This is a genomic window from Endozoicomonas sp. 2B-B (assembly GCF_053470045.1).
In genome coordinates this window covers 4,229,428-4,245,186 of sequence record NZ_JBLZMU010000001.1, presented here as the reverse complement: position 1 = coordinate 4,245,186, position 15,759 = coordinate 4,229,428, and the positions used below count along the sequence as shown (strand labels likewise).

16 protein-coding genes are annotated in these 15,759 nt (G+C 38.1%); all 16 read left to right on the top strand.

The genetic code is table 11. From position 1 onward, the window contains the following. Nucleotides 1-661: 661 nt before the first annotated feature. The 16 genes from ACOMHB_RS16380 to ACOMHB_RS16305 all read left to right on the top strand — a co-directional run bounded on the left by ACOMHB_RS16380 (nt 662) and on the right by ACOMHB_RS16305 (nt 15,725). Nucleotides 662-1,915, top strand: coding sequence for an ISL3 family transposase (locus tag ACOMHB_RS16380; RefSeq protein WP_448216754.1), 1,254 nt, complete (start codon nt 662-664; stop codon nt 1,913-1,915). 56 nt (nt 1,916-1,971) lie between these two features. Continuing rightward, nucleotides 1,972-2,196: a nucleotidyltransferase domain-containing protein gene (locus ACOMHB_RS16375; protein WP_448217425.1), complete on the top strand. Its 225-nt coding sequence runs from the start codon at nt 1,972-1,974 to the stop codon at nt 2,194-2,196. Between the two features lie 141 nt (nt 2,197-2,337). Beyond that, a complete protein-coding gene (locus tag ACOMHB_RS16370; protein WP_448217424.1) occupies nt 2,338-2,586 on the top strand; it encodes a nucleotidyltransferase domain-containing protein in 249 nt (82 codons plus the stop codon). Continuing rightward, a complete protein-coding gene (locus ACOMHB_RS16365; RefSeq protein WP_448217423.1) occupies nt 2,583-3,074 on the top strand; it encodes a hypothetical protein in 492 nt (163 codons plus the stop codon). Before ACOMHB_RS16370 ends, ACOMHB_RS16365 begins: the two co-directional genes overlap by 4 nt. Before the next feature lie 98 nt (nt 3,075-3,172). Then, entirely contained in the window at nt 3,173-4,291 is a 1,119-nt protein-coding gene (wecB, locus tag ACOMHB_RS16360) for a non-hydrolyzing UDP-N-acetylglucosamine 2-epimerase (protein ID WP_448217422.1), read from the top strand. Nucleotides 4,292-4,378: 87 nt separating this feature from the next. Continuing rightward, nucleotides 4,379-5,629 carry a UDP-N-acetyl-D-mannosamine dehydrogenase gene (wecC, locus tag ACOMHB_RS16355; protein ID WP_448217421.1) on the top strand — a complete coding sequence of 417 codons (1,251 nt, stop codon included), beginning with the start codon at nt 4,379-4,381 and terminating at the stop codon, nt 5,627-5,629. Nucleotide 5,630: 1 nt separating this feature from the next. After that, nucleotides 5,631-6,704 carry a dTDP-glucose 4,6-dehydratase gene (rfbB, locus tag ACOMHB_RS16350; RefSeq protein WP_448217420.1) on the top strand — a complete coding sequence of 358 codons (1,074 nt, stop codon included), beginning with the start codon at nt 5,631-5,633 and terminating at the stop codon, nt 6,702-6,704. A 3-nt stretch (nt 6,705-6,707) separates the two neighbouring features. Next, nucleotides 6,708-7,631, top strand: a complete 924-nt coding sequence (rfbA, locus tag ACOMHB_RS16345; RefSeq protein ID WP_448217419.1) for a glucose-1-phosphate thymidylyltransferase RfbA — start codon at nt 6,708-6,710, stop codon at nt 7,629-7,631. Between the two features lie 353 nt (nt 7,632-7,984). Next, complete coding sequence (locus tag ACOMHB_RS16340) at nt 7,985-8,644, top strand: acetyltransferase (protein WP_448217418.1); 660 nt, start codon at nt 7,985-7,987, stop codon at nt 8,642-8,644. Between the two features lies 1 nt (nt 8,645). Further along, entirely contained in the window at nt 8,646-9,554 is a 909-nt protein-coding gene (locus tag ACOMHB_RS16335; RefSeq protein ID WP_448217417.1) for a glycoside hydrolase family protein, read from the top strand. Then, nucleotides 9,554-10,357, top strand: a complete 804-nt coding sequence (locus tag ACOMHB_RS16330) for a phytanoyl-CoA dioxygenase family protein (RefSeq protein ID WP_448217416.1) — start codon at nt 9,554-9,556, stop codon at nt 10,355-10,357. The genes ACOMHB_RS16335 and ACOMHB_RS16330 overlap by 1 nt, the downstream gene beginning before the upstream one ends. Then, nucleotides 10,354-11,046, top strand: a complete 693-nt coding sequence (locus ACOMHB_RS16325) for a WbqC family protein (protein WP_448217415.1) — start codon at nt 10,354-10,356, stop codon at nt 11,044-11,046. The genes ACOMHB_RS16330 and ACOMHB_RS16325 overlap by 4 nt, the downstream gene beginning before the upstream one ends. Then, the gene (rffA, locus tag ACOMHB_RS16320) at nt 11,043-12,197 is read left to right on the top strand and encodes a dTDP-4-amino-4,6-dideoxygalactose transaminase (RefSeq protein ID WP_448217414.1); all 1,155 of its coding nucleotides are present in this window, start codon (nt 11,043-11,045) and stop codon (nt 12,195-12,197) included. The genes ACOMHB_RS16325 and rffA overlap by 4 nt, the downstream gene beginning before the upstream one ends. Next, nucleotides 12,178-13,374 carry an MATE family efflux transporter gene (locus ACOMHB_RS16315; protein ID WP_448217413.1) on the top strand — a complete coding sequence of 399 codons (1,197 nt, stop codon included), beginning with the start codon at nt 12,178-12,180 and terminating at the stop codon, nt 13,372-13,374. Before rffA ends, ACOMHB_RS16315 begins: the two co-directional genes overlap by 20 nt. Further along, entirely contained in the window at nt 13,367-14,629 is a 1,263-nt protein-coding gene (locus tag ACOMHB_RS16310; RefSeq protein WP_448217412.1) for a glycosyltransferase family protein, read from the top strand. The genes ACOMHB_RS16315 and ACOMHB_RS16310 overlap by 8 nt, the downstream gene beginning before the upstream one ends. Beyond that, the gene (locus ACOMHB_RS16305; protein WP_448217411.1) at nt 14,619-15,725 is read left to right on the top strand and encodes a glycosyltransferase family 4 protein; all 1,107 of its coding nucleotides are present in this window, start codon (nt 14,619-14,621) and stop codon (nt 15,723-15,725) included. Before ACOMHB_RS16310 ends, ACOMHB_RS16305 begins: the two co-directional genes overlap by 11 nt. The last annotated feature ends 34 nt before the right edge of the window (nt 15,726-15,759 follow it).

Sequence of the window (15,759 nt, the reverse complement as noted above, 5' to 3'; positions counted from 1 at the left end):
CTTTTTAAATAAGAATTCTGGCATGAGTGTTACGTGCTCATGGGTATTTTTATAAAAAATATTTGTATTTAGACGTGTGTTTTGAGTGACAGGTACTTGTCAGTGTATGTATAACTGGTACTCTTGTTGTGCTACTTCATGACATCTAGAGAAGGCTCTTGGCTAACGGTTGCCTGGTTTTTGCGTGCCCGTAAGTGGTCGTGTAGTGAATAAAAATTAGACGGTTTTTAAGCTGCTTTTCAGAGAGAGGTGTTATCTGGAGGGCGGTAGCGTTTCTAAAAACAATGATTGAGAGAGAGCACGGTGCGATTGACTGAATCGTAGCAGCAAGCCATTGTGACTTTTATTCGACAGTTTGATACTAATCGTTTTGCCTGTATTAGTGACATTCGTTACAAAAAATAATCCGCCTGATTGATACTATTGATCTTGATGATGTCGGCACCATCAGAGACAGAATCAACCGTTGCAGGTTACACTCACTCTGCTGGATATTACTGAGCGGGTATGAAAAGACTGCCTGTGGTATAAGCCCTAAAAATTCGGCTCTTCAGGGATATCTGTGGGTAAAAATGAGTCAATTTGATAGGTAGAAGCACCAGCGGCTGATTTTTGATAGTTTTTTTGTTAGCAGACAAAATAACCACAAGAGACACCGCTGATGCTAATAAAAACTATCCTCAATAAAGTTCATAAACTCAAGTCATTTGTTTATCAGGATGTGAAACTTGGCTTCTACCAAGGCTCTGAAGTATTCAATGTAGCCGTTGTTCCACGAAAGAACAGTCACGCTATCTGCTCAGGATGCCAGAAACCTGCTCCGGGCTACGATCATCTTTCTGAGCGTCGTTTCGAGTTTGTTCCTCTCTGGGGAATCAGAGTTTTCTTGCTCTATAGAATGCGCCGGGTGGAATGTAAGACGTGCGGCGTAAAGGTTGAGCAAGTCCCATGGGCTGAAGGTAAGAAGGAGCTGACCAAAGCCTATATGCAATTTCTGGCAAACTGGGCCAGAAAGCTGTCTTGGAAAGAGGTTGCCAGTACTTTCAATACCTCATGGGAGAAAGTATTTCATGCTGTGGAGTACATGGTTGAGTGGGGCAAAGCGCATCGTTCACTCGACAATATCAAGGCCATTGGCGTTGATGAAGTGGCTTACCAGGTCGGACATAAATACCTGACAGTGGTTTATCAGATTGATCGCAGTTGCACCCGGCTATTATGGGTTGGTCAGGATCGTACTGAAGCCACAATTAGAAACTTTTTCTTCTTTTTTGGCCCTGAGCGTAGTCAACAACTGAGGTATGTCTGCTCTGACATGTGGAAGCCCTATGTAAAGGCGATCGCCGAGTTTGCCAATCAGGCGCTGCATATTCTGGATCGATTTCACATTGTGGCCATGCTGAACAAGGCCATCGATGAGGTCAGGGCATCAGAACACAAACAGCTTCAGGCTGATGGCTATGAGCCTGTTTTGAAAAAGACCCGTTGGTGTCTGCTGAAACGGAAGGAAAACCTGACCGAGAAAGAAGAGATCAAGTTAAATACAGTGCTTCAGTATAATCTCAAAAGTGTCAGGGGCTATCTGCTCAGAGAGGAGTTTCAAGTGTTCTGGGGTTACATATCACCACACTGGGCAGGAAAGTATCTGGACCGGTGGTGTACAAGAGTCATGCGGTCAAAGATAGAGCCGATGAAGAAAGTAGCTAAAACTGTTCGGCGGCACAGGCCACTGATCCTGAATTGGTTCAGGGCAAAAAAAGCATTTTCCAGCGGAATTGTGGAAGGTCTGAACACCAAGATAAAACTCACTACGAGAAAATCGTATGGTTTCAGAACCTATAGATGTGCAGAAATCGCTTTATATCATGCACTGGGCAACCTGCCCGAACCAGAAATGCCCCACAGATTTTGCTGACGAGGCAAAAATTCCGGAGTGCTTGTTTAATAGACAATAGCGAGAGGTCAATACCATTGAGAATCACAAGCGAACATGCAGATTATATTTGCAACGTGCTTCAGCATTACTTTGGTGCAAAAACTGGTATCTGGCTTTTCGGCTCCAGAGTTGATGATAATCAGCGTGGCGGTGATATTGACCTCTATATAGAAACCGACCTGCAAAGCCCGGAAGCGGTTTTTGATGCTAAACTCTATAGCCTGGTGGACATCAAACAGCACATCGGTGACCATTTGTGACCGCCATGCTTTGCGCCTTGAGTGGGTGATGGGCGAAGTGAAAAGATTGTAACAAAGGTTATACAGAGCCGGTGTCTGATATAAAAGCGATGGTTGAGGGCGTGCCCAGTGCGGCTGAGTGAATCTGAGCGGAAAGCTATTGTGTCAGCTATTCAGCAGTTTGACCCAGATGCCGAAATTTGGCTTTTTGGTTCAAGGGTTGATGATCAGGTCAGAGGTGGGGATATAGACTTACTGATTCTTTCAGATAAGTTGAATCCTGACGATAAAATGAGGATCAGGTTGGCGCTCTACGAAAAGCTGGGTGAGCAGAAAATAGACTTGGTCATTGCCGCTGATGATTCCGACCCGTTTACTCGAATAGCATTGGCAGAAGGTGTTTCTCTGTGAGTGAAGGTAAAGTCGGCAAGCAACAAGTAGCAATAAAAGAAGACCAGTTCTTGTTATTGCAGCAGCAGCTGGAAAGCATGAGGCAGATGGAGGAGTTGCTGAAATGGTCTTTGGCTCGCTGTAAGACTGTAAATCTTGAAAAGGGAAGTATGCCAGACCTTGAAGATCTGGAAAAATTTGAATCCCTCACCGCTCGCTTTGCTCGTTTTAACGACATCTTACTACAAAAAATATTCCGTTTGATCGACGTCATAGACGTGGAGCATGGGGGTACCGTTCGCGACAGAATCAACCGCGCCGAGAAAAAAGGTCTGATTGATAACGCCATTGGATTTATAGAAATTCGTGAGATTAAAAATAGTATTGCTCATGAATACCAGCCGGAGGCATTTAGCCTGATTTTTCCCAGGGTTCTCACATTTACGCCAGTGTTGCTTGATGTTGCTGACAGGGTTAGGGGGTATTGTCGGCGGTATGGTGGTGGTTAGTGCTATGTAAAATTCTGATTCAACTGCATAAATAGGCGATATCTCCATTGAAAGTCACCGTTTGGATACGGTGCCATTTTTCCGGATTAAGGAAAATCATGAAAGTTCTAATCGTTTTTGGTACACGTCCTGAAGCCATTAAAATGGCGCCTGTCGTCAAAGCATTATATTCACATCCCAAAATTGAAGCCAGAGTTTGTGTGACAGCACAACATCGGGAAATGCTCGACCAAGTATTGAAGCTATTTGAAATAGAGCCAGATTATGATCTAAATGTCATGCAGCCGGGCCAATCATTGACGGATATAACCAGTAATATTCTAAAAGGTCTGGAATCCGTTCTCCACGATTGTAAGCCAGATGTAGTCTTGGTACACGGTGATACTACAACAACTTTGGCTACTTCACTGGCTGCATTTTATCAGCAAATACCCGTGGGGCATGTTGAAGCAGGCCTCAGAACTGCGGATTTGTATTCACCGTGGCCAGAGGAGGCGAACCGAAAAATTACCGGAGCACTTGCTAAATGGCACTTTGCGCCCACCGAAAGTGCAAAAGCCAATTTGCTGGCCGAGAACATTGCGGAAGAGAATATTCTGATTACCGGTAATACAGTCATTGATGCGCTGTTGGAGGTAAAAAATAAACTGGAAAATGATCATGGGCTTAAATCACGTTTTTCTGATCAGTTTGCTTTTATTGCCGACAATTCCAGGATTATTCTGGTTACCGGACATCGCAGGGAAAGTTTTGGTGATGGCTTCGAGCGCATTTGTGAAGCACTGGCAGTAATAGCCAAGCAGGAACCCGATGTACAGATCATTTACCCGGTACATTTGAATCCAAATGTCAGGGAACCCGTTAATCGGTTGTTGAGTGATATTGATAATATTTATTTGATTGAACCATTGGACTATTTGCCTTTTGTTTGGTTAATGAACCGTTCGGATATTATCCTGACCGATTCTGGAGGAATTCAGGAAGAGTCTCCGTCCCTTGGTAAGCCAGTATTGGTAATGCGTGACACAACAGAGCGTCCAGAGGCAGTAACGGCAGGTACCGTTAAATTAGTCGGAACGGATTCCTCAAAAATTATTGAAACCATCACTACTTTGCTGAATGACAGCAAAATCTACGAAAAAATGAGCAAAGCTCAGAATCCTTATGGGGATGGTAAAGCCAGCGACAGAATTATCGGTCACCTGATTAATTCATAATTCTTATCTTCTTTTTTGCTGCCATTATGCGGCATTTCGTATGGGCTGGTTTAGGACAAAAGTTACCCATTCCTGGATATAAAAACAATGCATGACTCAACATTTAAAACTGTTTCAGTAATAGGTCTCGGTTATATAGGCTTACCTACAGCGGCCATGTTTGCTTCCCGCAAGATGAAAGTTATTGGGGTAGACGTGAACCAACAGGCCGTTGACACCATCAATGATGGTAAAATCCATATCGTCGAGCCCGATCTGGACATGTTGGTGAGTGCTGCTGTTACTGCTAGTTATCTGCGAGCAACAATAACACCAGAACCGGCTGATGCTTTTCTGGTGGCAGTACCAACCCCTTTCAAAGAGGGGTGCGAGCCAGACCTTTCTTATATTGAATCGGCAACCAAAGCCATTGCTCCGGTACTTAAAAAAGGCGACCTGGTTGTGCTGGAATCTACCTCTCCAGTGGGCGCCACGGAACAAATGGCAAAGTGGATAGCAGATGCCAGACCAGATCTTTTGGTACCGTTCAGTGAAAAAGAGAATGGTGACTTGTATATTGCCCACTGCCCTGAACGGGTTTTGCCGGGCTATGTGGTAAAAGAACTGGTAGAAAACGACAGGGTTATTGGTGGCATAAATAGAGCGAGTTCGGAAAAAGCAATAGAACTCTACCGGGCGTTTGTAATGGGCGAATGTATTACTACCACAGCTCGAACTGCTGAAATGGCCAAACTCACGGAGAATGCCAGTAGAGATGTAGGTATTGCTTTTGCCAACGAACTTTCAATAATCTGCGATGAGCTGGATATTAATGTCTGGGAATTGATCGCTTTGGCTAACCGACACCCAAGGGTGAATATTCTTCAACCCGGTCCGGGGGTGGGGGGGCACTGCATTGCTGTTGATCCATGGTTTATTATTAGTAAAACGCCGGAAACAGCTAAATTGATCCGACAAGCAAGAGTAGTAAACGAAAATAAACCGGCTTGGGTCATTGAAAAAGTAAAAGAGAAGGTGGATCAGTTTCTGGCAGACCATCCCGGAAAAAAAATGGTTGAGGTCACCATTGCCTGTTTTGGTTTGGCCTTTAAGCCTGATATTGATGATTTGCGAGAAAGCCCGGCGCTGCAAATTACTAGAGAGTTAGTTAACAGCCTGAGTTGTAAGATTGTTGCTGTGGAGCCAAATGTCGATAGTTTGAACGAAGACTTTGAACTGGTGAATCTGGATAATGCCTTTGTTAAAGCTGATGTTTATGTGTTGTTGGTTGATCACTATCAATTTAAGAAGTTCAAACCGTCGATCAGCTATATCGTAGATACAAAAGGAGTATGGTGATATGGCTAAGAAGTTTCTTATTACGGGTGGTGCTGGGTTTATTGGTTCAGCGCTTATTCGGCATATAATTTACAATACAAAAGATCTCGTCTGTAATGTTGACAAGCTTACCTATGCGGGCAACCTTAAATCTCTGAAAACGGTCGACCACAGTGAACGCTACCATTTTGTACAAGCTGATATTTGCAATCCAGAAATCATGGAACAAACTTTTGCAGAATTTCAGCCAGATGTGGTTATGCATCTGGCCGCAGAAAGCCATGTAGATCGTTCCATTGATGGACCGGCAGAGTTCATTCAAACTAATATAGTGGGAACTTGCACACTACTGGAGATAGCCAGGCAGTACTGGAATACTCTAGGTTCTAGGAAACAAGCCTCTTTTCGTTTTCACCATATTTCAACCGATGAAGTATATGGGGACCTGGAAGAGACTGATGACTTGTTTACTGAAACTACACCTTATGCACCCAGCTCACCGTACTCGGCAAGTAAAGCAGGCTCCGATCATTTGGTAAGAGCGTGGCATCGTACCTACGGTTTACCGGTAATCATCACCAACTGCTCTAATAACTATGGTCCTTATCACTTTCCGGAAAAACTGATACCGCTGGTGATTTTAAACGCCTTGGAAGGAAAGCCGCTGCCGGTCTACGGTAAGGGTGAACAGCTTCGAGACTGGCTCTATGTAGAAGACCACGTCAAGGCGCTTTACAAAGTAGTCACAGAAGGCAGGGTAGGTGAAACTTACAATATTGGCGGCCATAATGAAAAGAAAAATATTGAAGTGGTGCAAGCCATCTGTACCTTATTAGAAGAACTTGCCCCTGTTAAACCCAAAGGTATTGACCGATATAAAGATCTCATCACTTTTGTTACCGATCGGCCTGGTCATGATAACCGCTATGCTATCGATGCCAGCAAAGTTGCTAAAGAGTTAAATTGGAAGCCAGAAGAAACTTTTGAAACTGGGTTACGTAAAACAATCCAATGGTATTTGACTAACCAGCAATGGTGTAAATGTGTGCAAGATGGTAGTTATCAGCGTGAACGACTTGGCTCCAATAAGGCATAAAAAATGAAAGGAATTATCCTTGCCGGTGGCAGTGGTACTCGGCTGCATCCAATTACCAAAGGGGTTTCCAAGCAACTCCTCCCGGTTTATGACAAACCGATGATCTATTATCCTCTTTCAGTACTGATGCTAGCAGGTATTCAGGATATTCTGCTCATCACCACGCCCGAGGATCAGGTCCATTTTTTTAATGTGTTGGGCGATGGTAGCCAGTTTGGTATTAATTTAAGTTATGCTATTCAGGCTGAACCCAAAGGGCTAGTGCAAGCATTCACAATCGGGAAATCATTTATTGGCAATGATAGGGTTGCACTTATATTAGGGGATAATATTTTTTATGGTCAGGGTTTTACACCAAAATTGCAAGAAGTAGTATCTAGGGACGAAGGCGCAACGATATTTGGTTACAGAGTTAATGATCCAAAAAGATTTGGTGTTGTCGAATTTGATGAAAATTATAATGCGATATCATTAGAAGAAAAGCCAGACAACCCAAAGTCCAATTATGCAGTAACCGGTCTTTATTTTTATGATAACCAAGTAATTGAACTTGCAAGTGAAGTGACTCCCTCTGTTAGAGGTGAGCTTGAAATAACCGACCTGAATAATTTATACCTTGCGCAGAACAAGCTGAAGGTTGAGTTACTCGGTCGTGGTTTTGCCTGGCTCGATACCGGTACACATAATGCTCTCTTAGAGGCTGGTCATTTTGTACAGACAATTGAGCAGCGTCAGGGCGTAAAAATTGCATGTCTTGAAGAAATCGCATTGAGTAATGGATGGCTTTCACTAGACAAAATTTTTGTAATTGCGAAAGATTTAGAAAAAACTGAATATGGTCAATATTTACAGTCTCTGATCAATACAGTTAGTGTAGACATAAAGTCCAAAAGAATAGCATTGCCAGCGAAAGAGCTCACCTTGTAACAGCCAGAATAAGCTTGAGCACTCCCATCAAGATTGAAGCAGGTGAGTATCAAGTAGTAGATTAGTGAAAAAGATTACTGACCTGTTTCGATCAGTCAGATTACCCCGGAATGATTGAAAACTTGGTTTCACTATAAACAGCGATGTACACAACCCTTCGATTTTATCCTGTCAATCATTGCAGTACATGTTTGCCTTGTTGGCAACAGAAGCCCTGACCCAGTGGTGTGGTTATTTGCGCACTTTATTACTCTATAGTCATTGGGCGCATCCACGGTTTTGTCGTGAATGTCTACTCTTAGGCTAAATGTGTAACTTCAGAATATTTAACTAATGTTACCGGATTATAAACAATGAAAAATCTTGTTATTTTTGGGAATGGCGAACAGGCAGAGTTAGCATGGTTCTTTTTTAGTAAAGATAGCGAATATAACGTTGTTGCATTTGTTGTAGACAAAGACTTTAAAGAAAGTGACACATTTTGCGATTTACCATTAATAACTACTGACAATTTAACAAGAGACTACCCACCAGAAAAAAATAGTGTTTTTGTTGCTATAGGTTATAACCAGGTAAACAAGTTGCGAGAAAGCAAGTATCTTCAAATGAAAGAAAAAGGTTATAATTTGGCTAGCTATGTGAGCAGTAAAGCAACAATATGGAGCGAAAGTATTGGTGAAAACTGCTTTATTTTAGAAGATAATACAATCCAGCCATTTGTTACTATCGGGGATAATGTGACCTTATGGAGTGGTAATCATATTGGCCACCATTCAATAATTGAAGATCACTGCTTTATAACTTCACATGTTGTTATTTCTGGTGGCGTCACTATTGGACATCATTCGTTTATCGGCGTTAATGCCACGTTACGCGATCATATCAAAGTAGGATCTGCAAATGTGATCGGTGCTAGTGCTTCGATTATGCATGATACCGAAAATGATCAGGTTTATGTGGCAGATAAAACTAAAGCCAGAGCAATCCCTAGTCACAAGATGAAGGGCATATAATATGAAATGGATCAAACTAGGATTAATATTTAGTCCAGCAAGTACTGATGAAAAACTTATTAGTCATGCGGCAAACCCACTACCAATTCATTTAGAAAAAGATATATATAGATTTTTTTATAGCGGTAGGGATTTTAAAAATAGATCATCCGTAGGTTTTGTAGACATTGATATATTAACAAAAGAAATTATATATACAAAAAACGAGCCTGTAATTAAACATGGACCATCTGAAAGTTTTTACTCACACGGTATAAGTATTGGTGATGTATATCAGAGTGATGGTAAAGATTATATTCTTTTTATGGGATGGAAAATTACAGGTGACGAACATTGGCGTGGTGATATTGGCAGATTAGAGTTAACTAATAAAGAAAATTTAAAATTAATTAGCGATAAGCCTTTTATAGGTGTATCTGATACCGATCCAGTAAGCCTTTCATACCCAGCAGTATATAAAGATAATAATTCATTCAAAATGTGGTACGGATCAACAGTGACTTGGGACAGCGGTAATGGCGAAATGCTACATATAATTAATCACGCATCCTCTCATAATGGCGAATCTTGGGATTTAAAAGGTTTGGCAGTACCATTTTGTTTGGGTAATGCGCAGGCATTTTCAAGGCCGACAGTTTTCGTTTGTGATAAAAAAATATATCACATGTGGTTTTCTTACCGAGGCAAGCCACCAAATAAATATCGAATTGGCTATGCAAAAAGTTTTGATGGTATAGCTTGGTTACTAGAAAATGAGAGCTCAGGTATTGATGTATCTGAAAAGGGTTGGGATTCCGATATGATTTGTTATCCCTATGTATTTAAACACAAAGATAAGATTTACATGGCTTATAATGGGAATGGTCATGGTAAAACTGGTTTTGGTTTGGCTGTGCTAGAGGGCTGGTAATGGTGATTAATAGTTACGGAGTAACAGAACAGTATGATATAAAAAACGAGTTGGATCTTGAAAAAGAACAATTTGAACGAAATGGTTACACTCTAATATCATCAGGGTTTTCAAAAGAAAAAATACTAGAGATTAAAGAAGAATTTACATCTATAAGAAAGAAGTATATTCAAAAATACTCCCCAAGCTACTTGGAGAGTAGGGATGAATATAATGGTATAAGGCTACCATTATTATTGAGTAATGTATTTCTAGAGTTAGCTGCAAATGAACGAGTGATAAAATTTCTTACCCACTTTTTAGGTGAAGGTTTTATTTTAAATCAGCAAAATGGTGTTGTTAATCCAGCAGGTGAAGAGTACAACCAAGGAAAGTGGCACAGAGATTTACCATACCAGCATTTTACTACATCAAGACCAATTGCTATCAATGCCCTTTATTGTGTTGATGAGTTTACACTTAATAATGGGGCGACAAAAGTAATACCTTCATCTCATTTGCATGAAACCTTCCCATCAAATGAATATATAGATAAAAATGAAAAACAAATCATAGCAAATGCGGGTGATTATTTAATTTTAAACTGTATGCTTTATCATTCTGGTAGTAAAAACGTAACTATTTATGATCGGTGTGCAGTTAATCACGTTTATGCTCCACCTATATTTGCCAAACAAATACAGCTCGATAAAGAAATGTTTGCATATAAATTTGATATTGAAAAGTTTGAGAAGTTACTTGGGCTTAGCTTTAGTGTTAAGAGCGGGGTGTCAGAATATTTGGAGTCTAGAATTCAAGTATGAAAAAGGTTGCAATCAGCCAATCCAATTACATCCCCTGGAAAGGTTACTTTGATCTTATTAATAGCGTCGATGATTTTGTTTTATATGATGATATGCAGTACACTCGCCGTGATTGGCGAAATAGAAACAAGATATATGCCTCCCATGGATTAAAATGGCTATCTGTTCCGGTAAATGTGAAAGGAAAGTATTTTCAGAAAATTAATGAGACAACAGTTTCTGATTTGGGTTGGCGTGAACAACATTGGAGGATAATTAAAGAGGAATACAGTAAAGCGCCTTACTTTAAAGAATACTCAATTTTATTTGAAAACCTTTATTTAAGTAGTGATGAAATATTTTTAAGTAAGATTAATTACAATTTTATTATCTTGATTAATAAAATTCTTGATATATCTACAAATATCTATTGGTCGAGTGACTTTGATTTGTGTGATGGGAAATCAGAACGTTTGCTGGGTATTTGTAAGGATTTAAATGCAAAGATATACTTGAGTGGGCCATCTGCAAAAGACTATCTTGATTCTAAGATATTCGAAGACGAAAACATAAGAGTAGAGTGGATGGATTATTCCGATTACCCAACTTACCAGCAAATCCATGCACCATTCGAATCAGGTGTTAGCATACTGGACTTGATTTTTAATAAAGGTCCCGATGCAAAAGAGTTTATGAAGAGCTTTTCATGACAATGATAGCGTTTAATAAGCCAGCCTGTGTTGGGAATGAAGAAGCGTATGTGCTTGATGCTATGAAGAGCACAAAAATCTCAGGTGATGGTCAATATACAAAAAAATGCCACCATTGGTTTGAAAGTACCTTGCCATGTAAAAAAGCATTGCTTACACCTTCTTGTACTCATGCTTTGGAAATGGCAGCCATTCTTATCAATACCCAGCCCGGCGATGAGATCATCATGTCGAGCTTTACCTTTGTCAGCACAGCCAATGCCTTTGTATTAAGGGGGGCAAAAATTGTCTTTGTAGACATTCGCAAAGACACAATGAATATAGATGAGAATCTTATAGAGGCGGCTATAACCGAAAAAACGAAGGCTATTGTTCCAGTACACTATGCAGGTGTGGCATGTGAAATGGATAAAATAATGGAGCTAGCAAAAAAGTATAAGCTGTATGTAATAGAAGATGCTGCCCAAGGAATGTTGGCTGAATATAATGGTTATAATCTCGGCACCATAGGGCACATTGGTACGTTTAGTTTTCATGAAACTAAGAATTTTACCAGTGGTGGTGAAGGTGGTTTACTTATTGTTAATGATGAAAGCTTAATAGATAGGGCGGAAATCATCAGAGAAAAAGGGACGAATAGAAGTAAATTTATAAGTGGGTTAGTTGATAAGTATTCATGGGTAGATGTTGGTAGTAGTTATTTACCATCAGAACTACAAGCAGCATATTTATTCGGTCAAATACAACACTCTGAAGAAATTATTAGCTCTAGGTTAGATGCATGGCATAATTACTATGAAAGATTGAAGCCATTTTCAGATGATTATAAATTTGAATTACCTCCGATAACCGTGAATAAAGCCAAACATAATGGCCATATTTTTTATGTAAAGGTAAAAGAGCAAGCAATACGAGATGATCTTATAGCGTACTTAAAAAGTAGAAATATATCTGCTTGCTTTCACTATATCCCTTTACACAGCTCTGAGTTTGGAGCTAGAGTTAGCGTGTTTCATGGTGTGAATAAGTTTACTTCAACAGAGTCATTGAAACTAATCAGGTTGCCAATTTATCATGGAATTACCGATAATGAAATTTCGGTAGTTTGTCAGTCAATAATAAATTACTTCAATGCAAGAGATTCTTTATAAACTTAAAAATGTATTTTCCTCATCAGGAAGTACTTTAATTGCGCTTGTTATTTCAATAATTCTAAATAAGTTTGCTGCTATAAACTTAAGTGAGGAATCATATGCTCTTTATGGACAATTCTTATTGTTTTCAACATTTCTAATGGCTTTGTTTACTTCAGGATTGTCGAATAACTTAATTAGTTCCTCTATATCAGACCATAAAACAACCGTTTTTTATACTAGCTTTGGATACCTTTCAGTACTTCTTGTAATTATTTTTTCTTCTAAAGTTGAAAAGTTTTTCAGCATTCAGCTTTCCCTTCCTGTTTATGTTGTATTATTATTTCTTCCAATAGTCTATCAGTTGTTTATTTCAGTTCAAGCTGCCAATGCAAAACAGAATAATAGTCGTGATTATTTTTTATTCTCTATTGCAAATACTTTAGTTGGAATGTTGATAGTATGTCTTGCTATAAGTTATGAAAGCTATTTAGTTCTCATCGTTGCTGTTTTAATCCGACCTGGAGCTTTGTCTTTCTATTTAATTTTTAGTGGTAAGGTAGCTATGGTGAGGAGTGGTGAGCCAGTTAAAAAAGAAAAAGGGAATCCAATACCATTCTATTTATATGGATTTATCTCTCTTATGTCGGGGATAATTACAACTGGTCTTATTAGAGATAGTCTAAATGATAGCTATGGTTTTTCTGAAATGGGGCAATATTTTGCTGCACAAAGAATATTTGAGATCATGTTGAGCTTGTCAGCAGCTTTTTACAGCACATTTTACTTTTCTAATGTAAGCAAAATGTCCTTTAGTGATGCAAAGCTTTATATGTATAGAGTAAGTATCACCTCATGCATTCTATTCAGTTTAAGTAGTTTGCTGTTAAATTTATTTCCAAGTGAGTTAGTGATATTATTACTATCTGAAAAACAGTTAGGGGCTATTTCGTATTTTTTTCCACTATCAATAAATTTGGTGTTAAATTCTATAGGCTATTGTAGTGGCTATCTAATATTATCGAGGATTAGTAAGTATAAAGTTTCATTGATCGAAACTTTATTTTTAATAATGTTTTGTTCTTTGTCACTCTTTTTTACTGGAACTCAACTGATATGGTTAATGGTTTTGATATCAGCCTCTAAAGTTATTTTGAATTATATGATTTTACATTTTGTAAGTAATTATGAATAAGAAGTATTTATTTATTTATACAGATTTTCTTATTGGTGGTATTCAGACTCAGTTACTTGAACAATGCCGACAATTGAAGCAGAGAGGCAATGAGATTAGTGTTGTTCTTTTGACAAAGGAGTATGATGCACCGCTTTTGAATGAAATTAAAGCTGTAGCAACTGTTTATTTCATTGATGATCATATCTCATCTGTTTATAGACTTAAGTTTTTTCAGAGATTTAAGATATTTTTATTTTTGAGTTGCTATAGCGACGAGTTTAAAAAAGTTTTGGCAGAAGCTGATGTATGCCACTTTTGCAATCTAATTGGTTGGTTATTTTATAATCTGTTATATTGCAGGAAGCTATTATGCTGTAAGGCCTCATTCGGGCTATACCACTCGGCTGAAATAATAGCCTTCGAACGCGATAGTTATTTCAATAAAATATTAATTTCGAAGGTCATTGATTATTTTCCAGTTCAAAATTTTATGGCAACTGGTGCAGTAACTAGAAATGTTGTTGCAGAACAATATTATTCGTCCCATAGAGAAGTGTTTTTATTGAAAATGGGTGTCCCAATTCATAAAAGCTTTCTATCAAAAGGAAAGGGTTTAAAATTTAAAATTATATCAATTGGTCGATTGGTTGATTTTAAAACCTATAATCTCTCTATGTTACAAGTCATGAGAGAATTAATTGATGATGGTATTGATGCAGAGTATTGTATCTATGGAAATGGACCTTTATCAGGTGAGATAAATTTAAAAATAAAAGAATTAGGTTTACGAGATTGTGTGCATTTAAAAGATAACATTGCGTACGATAAGTTAGGAGATATTATTGACTCCGCAGATTGTTTTGTTGGTAGTGGTACTACATTAATTTTAGCCGCTGGTCGTTCTTGTCCTTCCTTTATAGGTATTGATTCTCTTAAAGAACCATTGAGTTACGGTTATATTTATGAAACGAAAGGCCAGTACATCCAAGAGGATGGCCTTAAATATCAAAAATCTAAGATATCTGATATTGTTAAATCTTTAGTCAATTGTAGTAACGAAGATTACAATAAAATACGGAAAAAAAACTATATTAGAGCTAAGGAGTTTTCTTTAGAAAAAAGCTCAAAAGATTTTGATAATTTTCACGATTATTTAGTTCCAATAACTAAGTTAAGTTTTTTATCAATTATACATATATATGGTGCACTTGTTTTTTCTATTTTTGTTTCATTTTTTAAAGATCAGAAAGTAGCTAAGTCTTATGAAAGTTGATATAGCTTTTATATTAGGTAGTTTGCAATCTGGTGGTGCTGAAAGAGTTGCATCGACCTTGTGTAATAGTTGGTCAGAGATTGATGGTGTAAATGTTGAGCTTGTGACTGGAGACTTAGCTGAAAATGACTTCTATAAACTGTCTAACAATATTACAAGAACATCTTTAAAATTTAACTACAGATCAAAAAATAAATTTTCTTTTGTTTTTGAACAGTTTCGTAGGTTTTTCATATTGTATGGTTTTTTAAGGAGTAGAAAGAGTAAAGTCTTAGTTTTGTCTGGTACTGATATATCCATTCGTTTTTTGTTTTCCTTGCTTTTCTTTAAAAACAAAGTGATTGTCTGCGAGCATAATAATTACTACGCATATAAGAATAGATTAAAAAGAGTGATTAGATTGATTGCTTTTTTCAGAGCAGATAAGTTGTTTGTATTAACAGATAGAGATAAGAAGGTCTACTCTAAAAAAAATCCTTTTAAAAGAGAATCCATCTCTGTGATGGTAAATCCACTCAGCGAGCTGCCTGGGCAAGGTGTAATTTCTAATAAAACAGTGAGTAAACCAGTGAAGTTATTATCAGTAGGAAGGATAGTTGTACAAAAAGGTTATGATAGGTTAATGTCAATCGTAAGTGATTTAAAAATTGATTTTCAATTGACAATCATAGGGGAGGGGGATCTTAAAGATGAAATTCAAAATTTGATAAATAGATATGAGTTATCAGATAGGGTTCAGTTAGTAGGACTGGTGAGTAATATTGAGGACTATTATAGAAACTCTGATATATTTTTACTGACTTCTTACTATGAAGGTCTTCCAATGGTATTAATTGAAGCAAACTCTTTTTCATTGCCTTTGATATCTTTTGACTGTCCTACTGGTCCTAGAGAATTGATAAAAAATGAATTAAATGGTTTTCTTGTAAATGATGGAAATGAGACCGAATTTATCGAAAAGGTTGAGTTGCTTGCTACTGATCAAACCCTATATTCCCAGTTGGCACATAATGCTTATTCCATGAGTTTGCGATTTAGTTTAAATAAAATTAATAATAAATGGTTTGAGCATATCGGTGAATTAAATAATAGATGATTTGTTTTGATGCTATATGTGATTACTAAGTTGG

Bases quoted from the DNA above. Each gene is read 5' to 3' on its own strand.
- ACOMHB_RS16380 (WP_448216754.1), top strand. From the start codon at position 662: ATGCTAATAAAAACTATCCTCAATAAAGTTCATAAACTCAAGTCATTT.
- wecB (WP_448217422.1), top strand. From the start codon at position 3,173: ATGAAAGTTCTAATCGTTTTTGGTACACGTCCTGAAGCCATTAAAATG.
- wecC (WP_448217421.1), top strand. From the start codon at position 4,379: ATGCATGACTCAACATTTAAAACTGTTTCAGTAATAGGTCTCGGTTAT.
- rfbB (WP_448217420.1), top strand. From the start codon at position 5,631: ATGGCTAAGAAGTTTCTTATTACGGGTGGTGCTGGGTTTATTGGTTCA.
- rfbA (WP_448217419.1), top strand. From the start codon at position 6,708: ATGAAAGGAATTATCCTTGCCGGTGGCAGTGGTACTCGGCTGCATCCA.
- ACOMHB_RS16340 (WP_448217418.1), top strand. From the start codon at position 7,985: ATGAAAAATCTTGTTATTTTTGGGAATGGCGAACAGGCAGAGTTAGCA.
- ACOMHB_RS16335 (WP_448217417.1), top strand. From the start codon at position 8,646: ATGAAATGGATCAAACTAGGATTAATATTTAGTCCAGCAAGTACTGAT.
- ACOMHB_RS16330 (WP_448217416.1), top strand. From the start codon at position 9,554: ATGGTGATTAATAGTTACGGAGTAACAGAACAGTATGATATAAAAAAC.
- ACOMHB_RS16325 (WP_448217415.1), top strand. From the start codon at position 10,354: ATGAAAAAGGTTGCAATCAGCCAATCCAATTACATCCCCTGGAAAGGT.
- rffA (WP_448217414.1), top strand. From the start codon at position 11,043: ATGACAATGATAGCGTTTAATAAGCCAGCCTGTGTTGGGAATGAAGAA.
- ACOMHB_RS16315 (WP_448217413.1), top strand. From the start codon at position 12,178: ATGCAAGAGATTCTTTATAAACTTAAAAATGTATTTTCCTCATCAGGA.
- ACOMHB_RS16310 (WP_448217412.1), top strand. From the start codon at position 13,367: ATGAATAAGAAGTATTTATTTATTTATACAGATTTTCTTATTGGTGGT.
- ACOMHB_RS16305 (WP_448217411.1), top strand. From the start codon at position 14,619: ATGAAAGTTGATATAGCTTTTATATTAGGTAGTTTGCAATCTGGTGGT.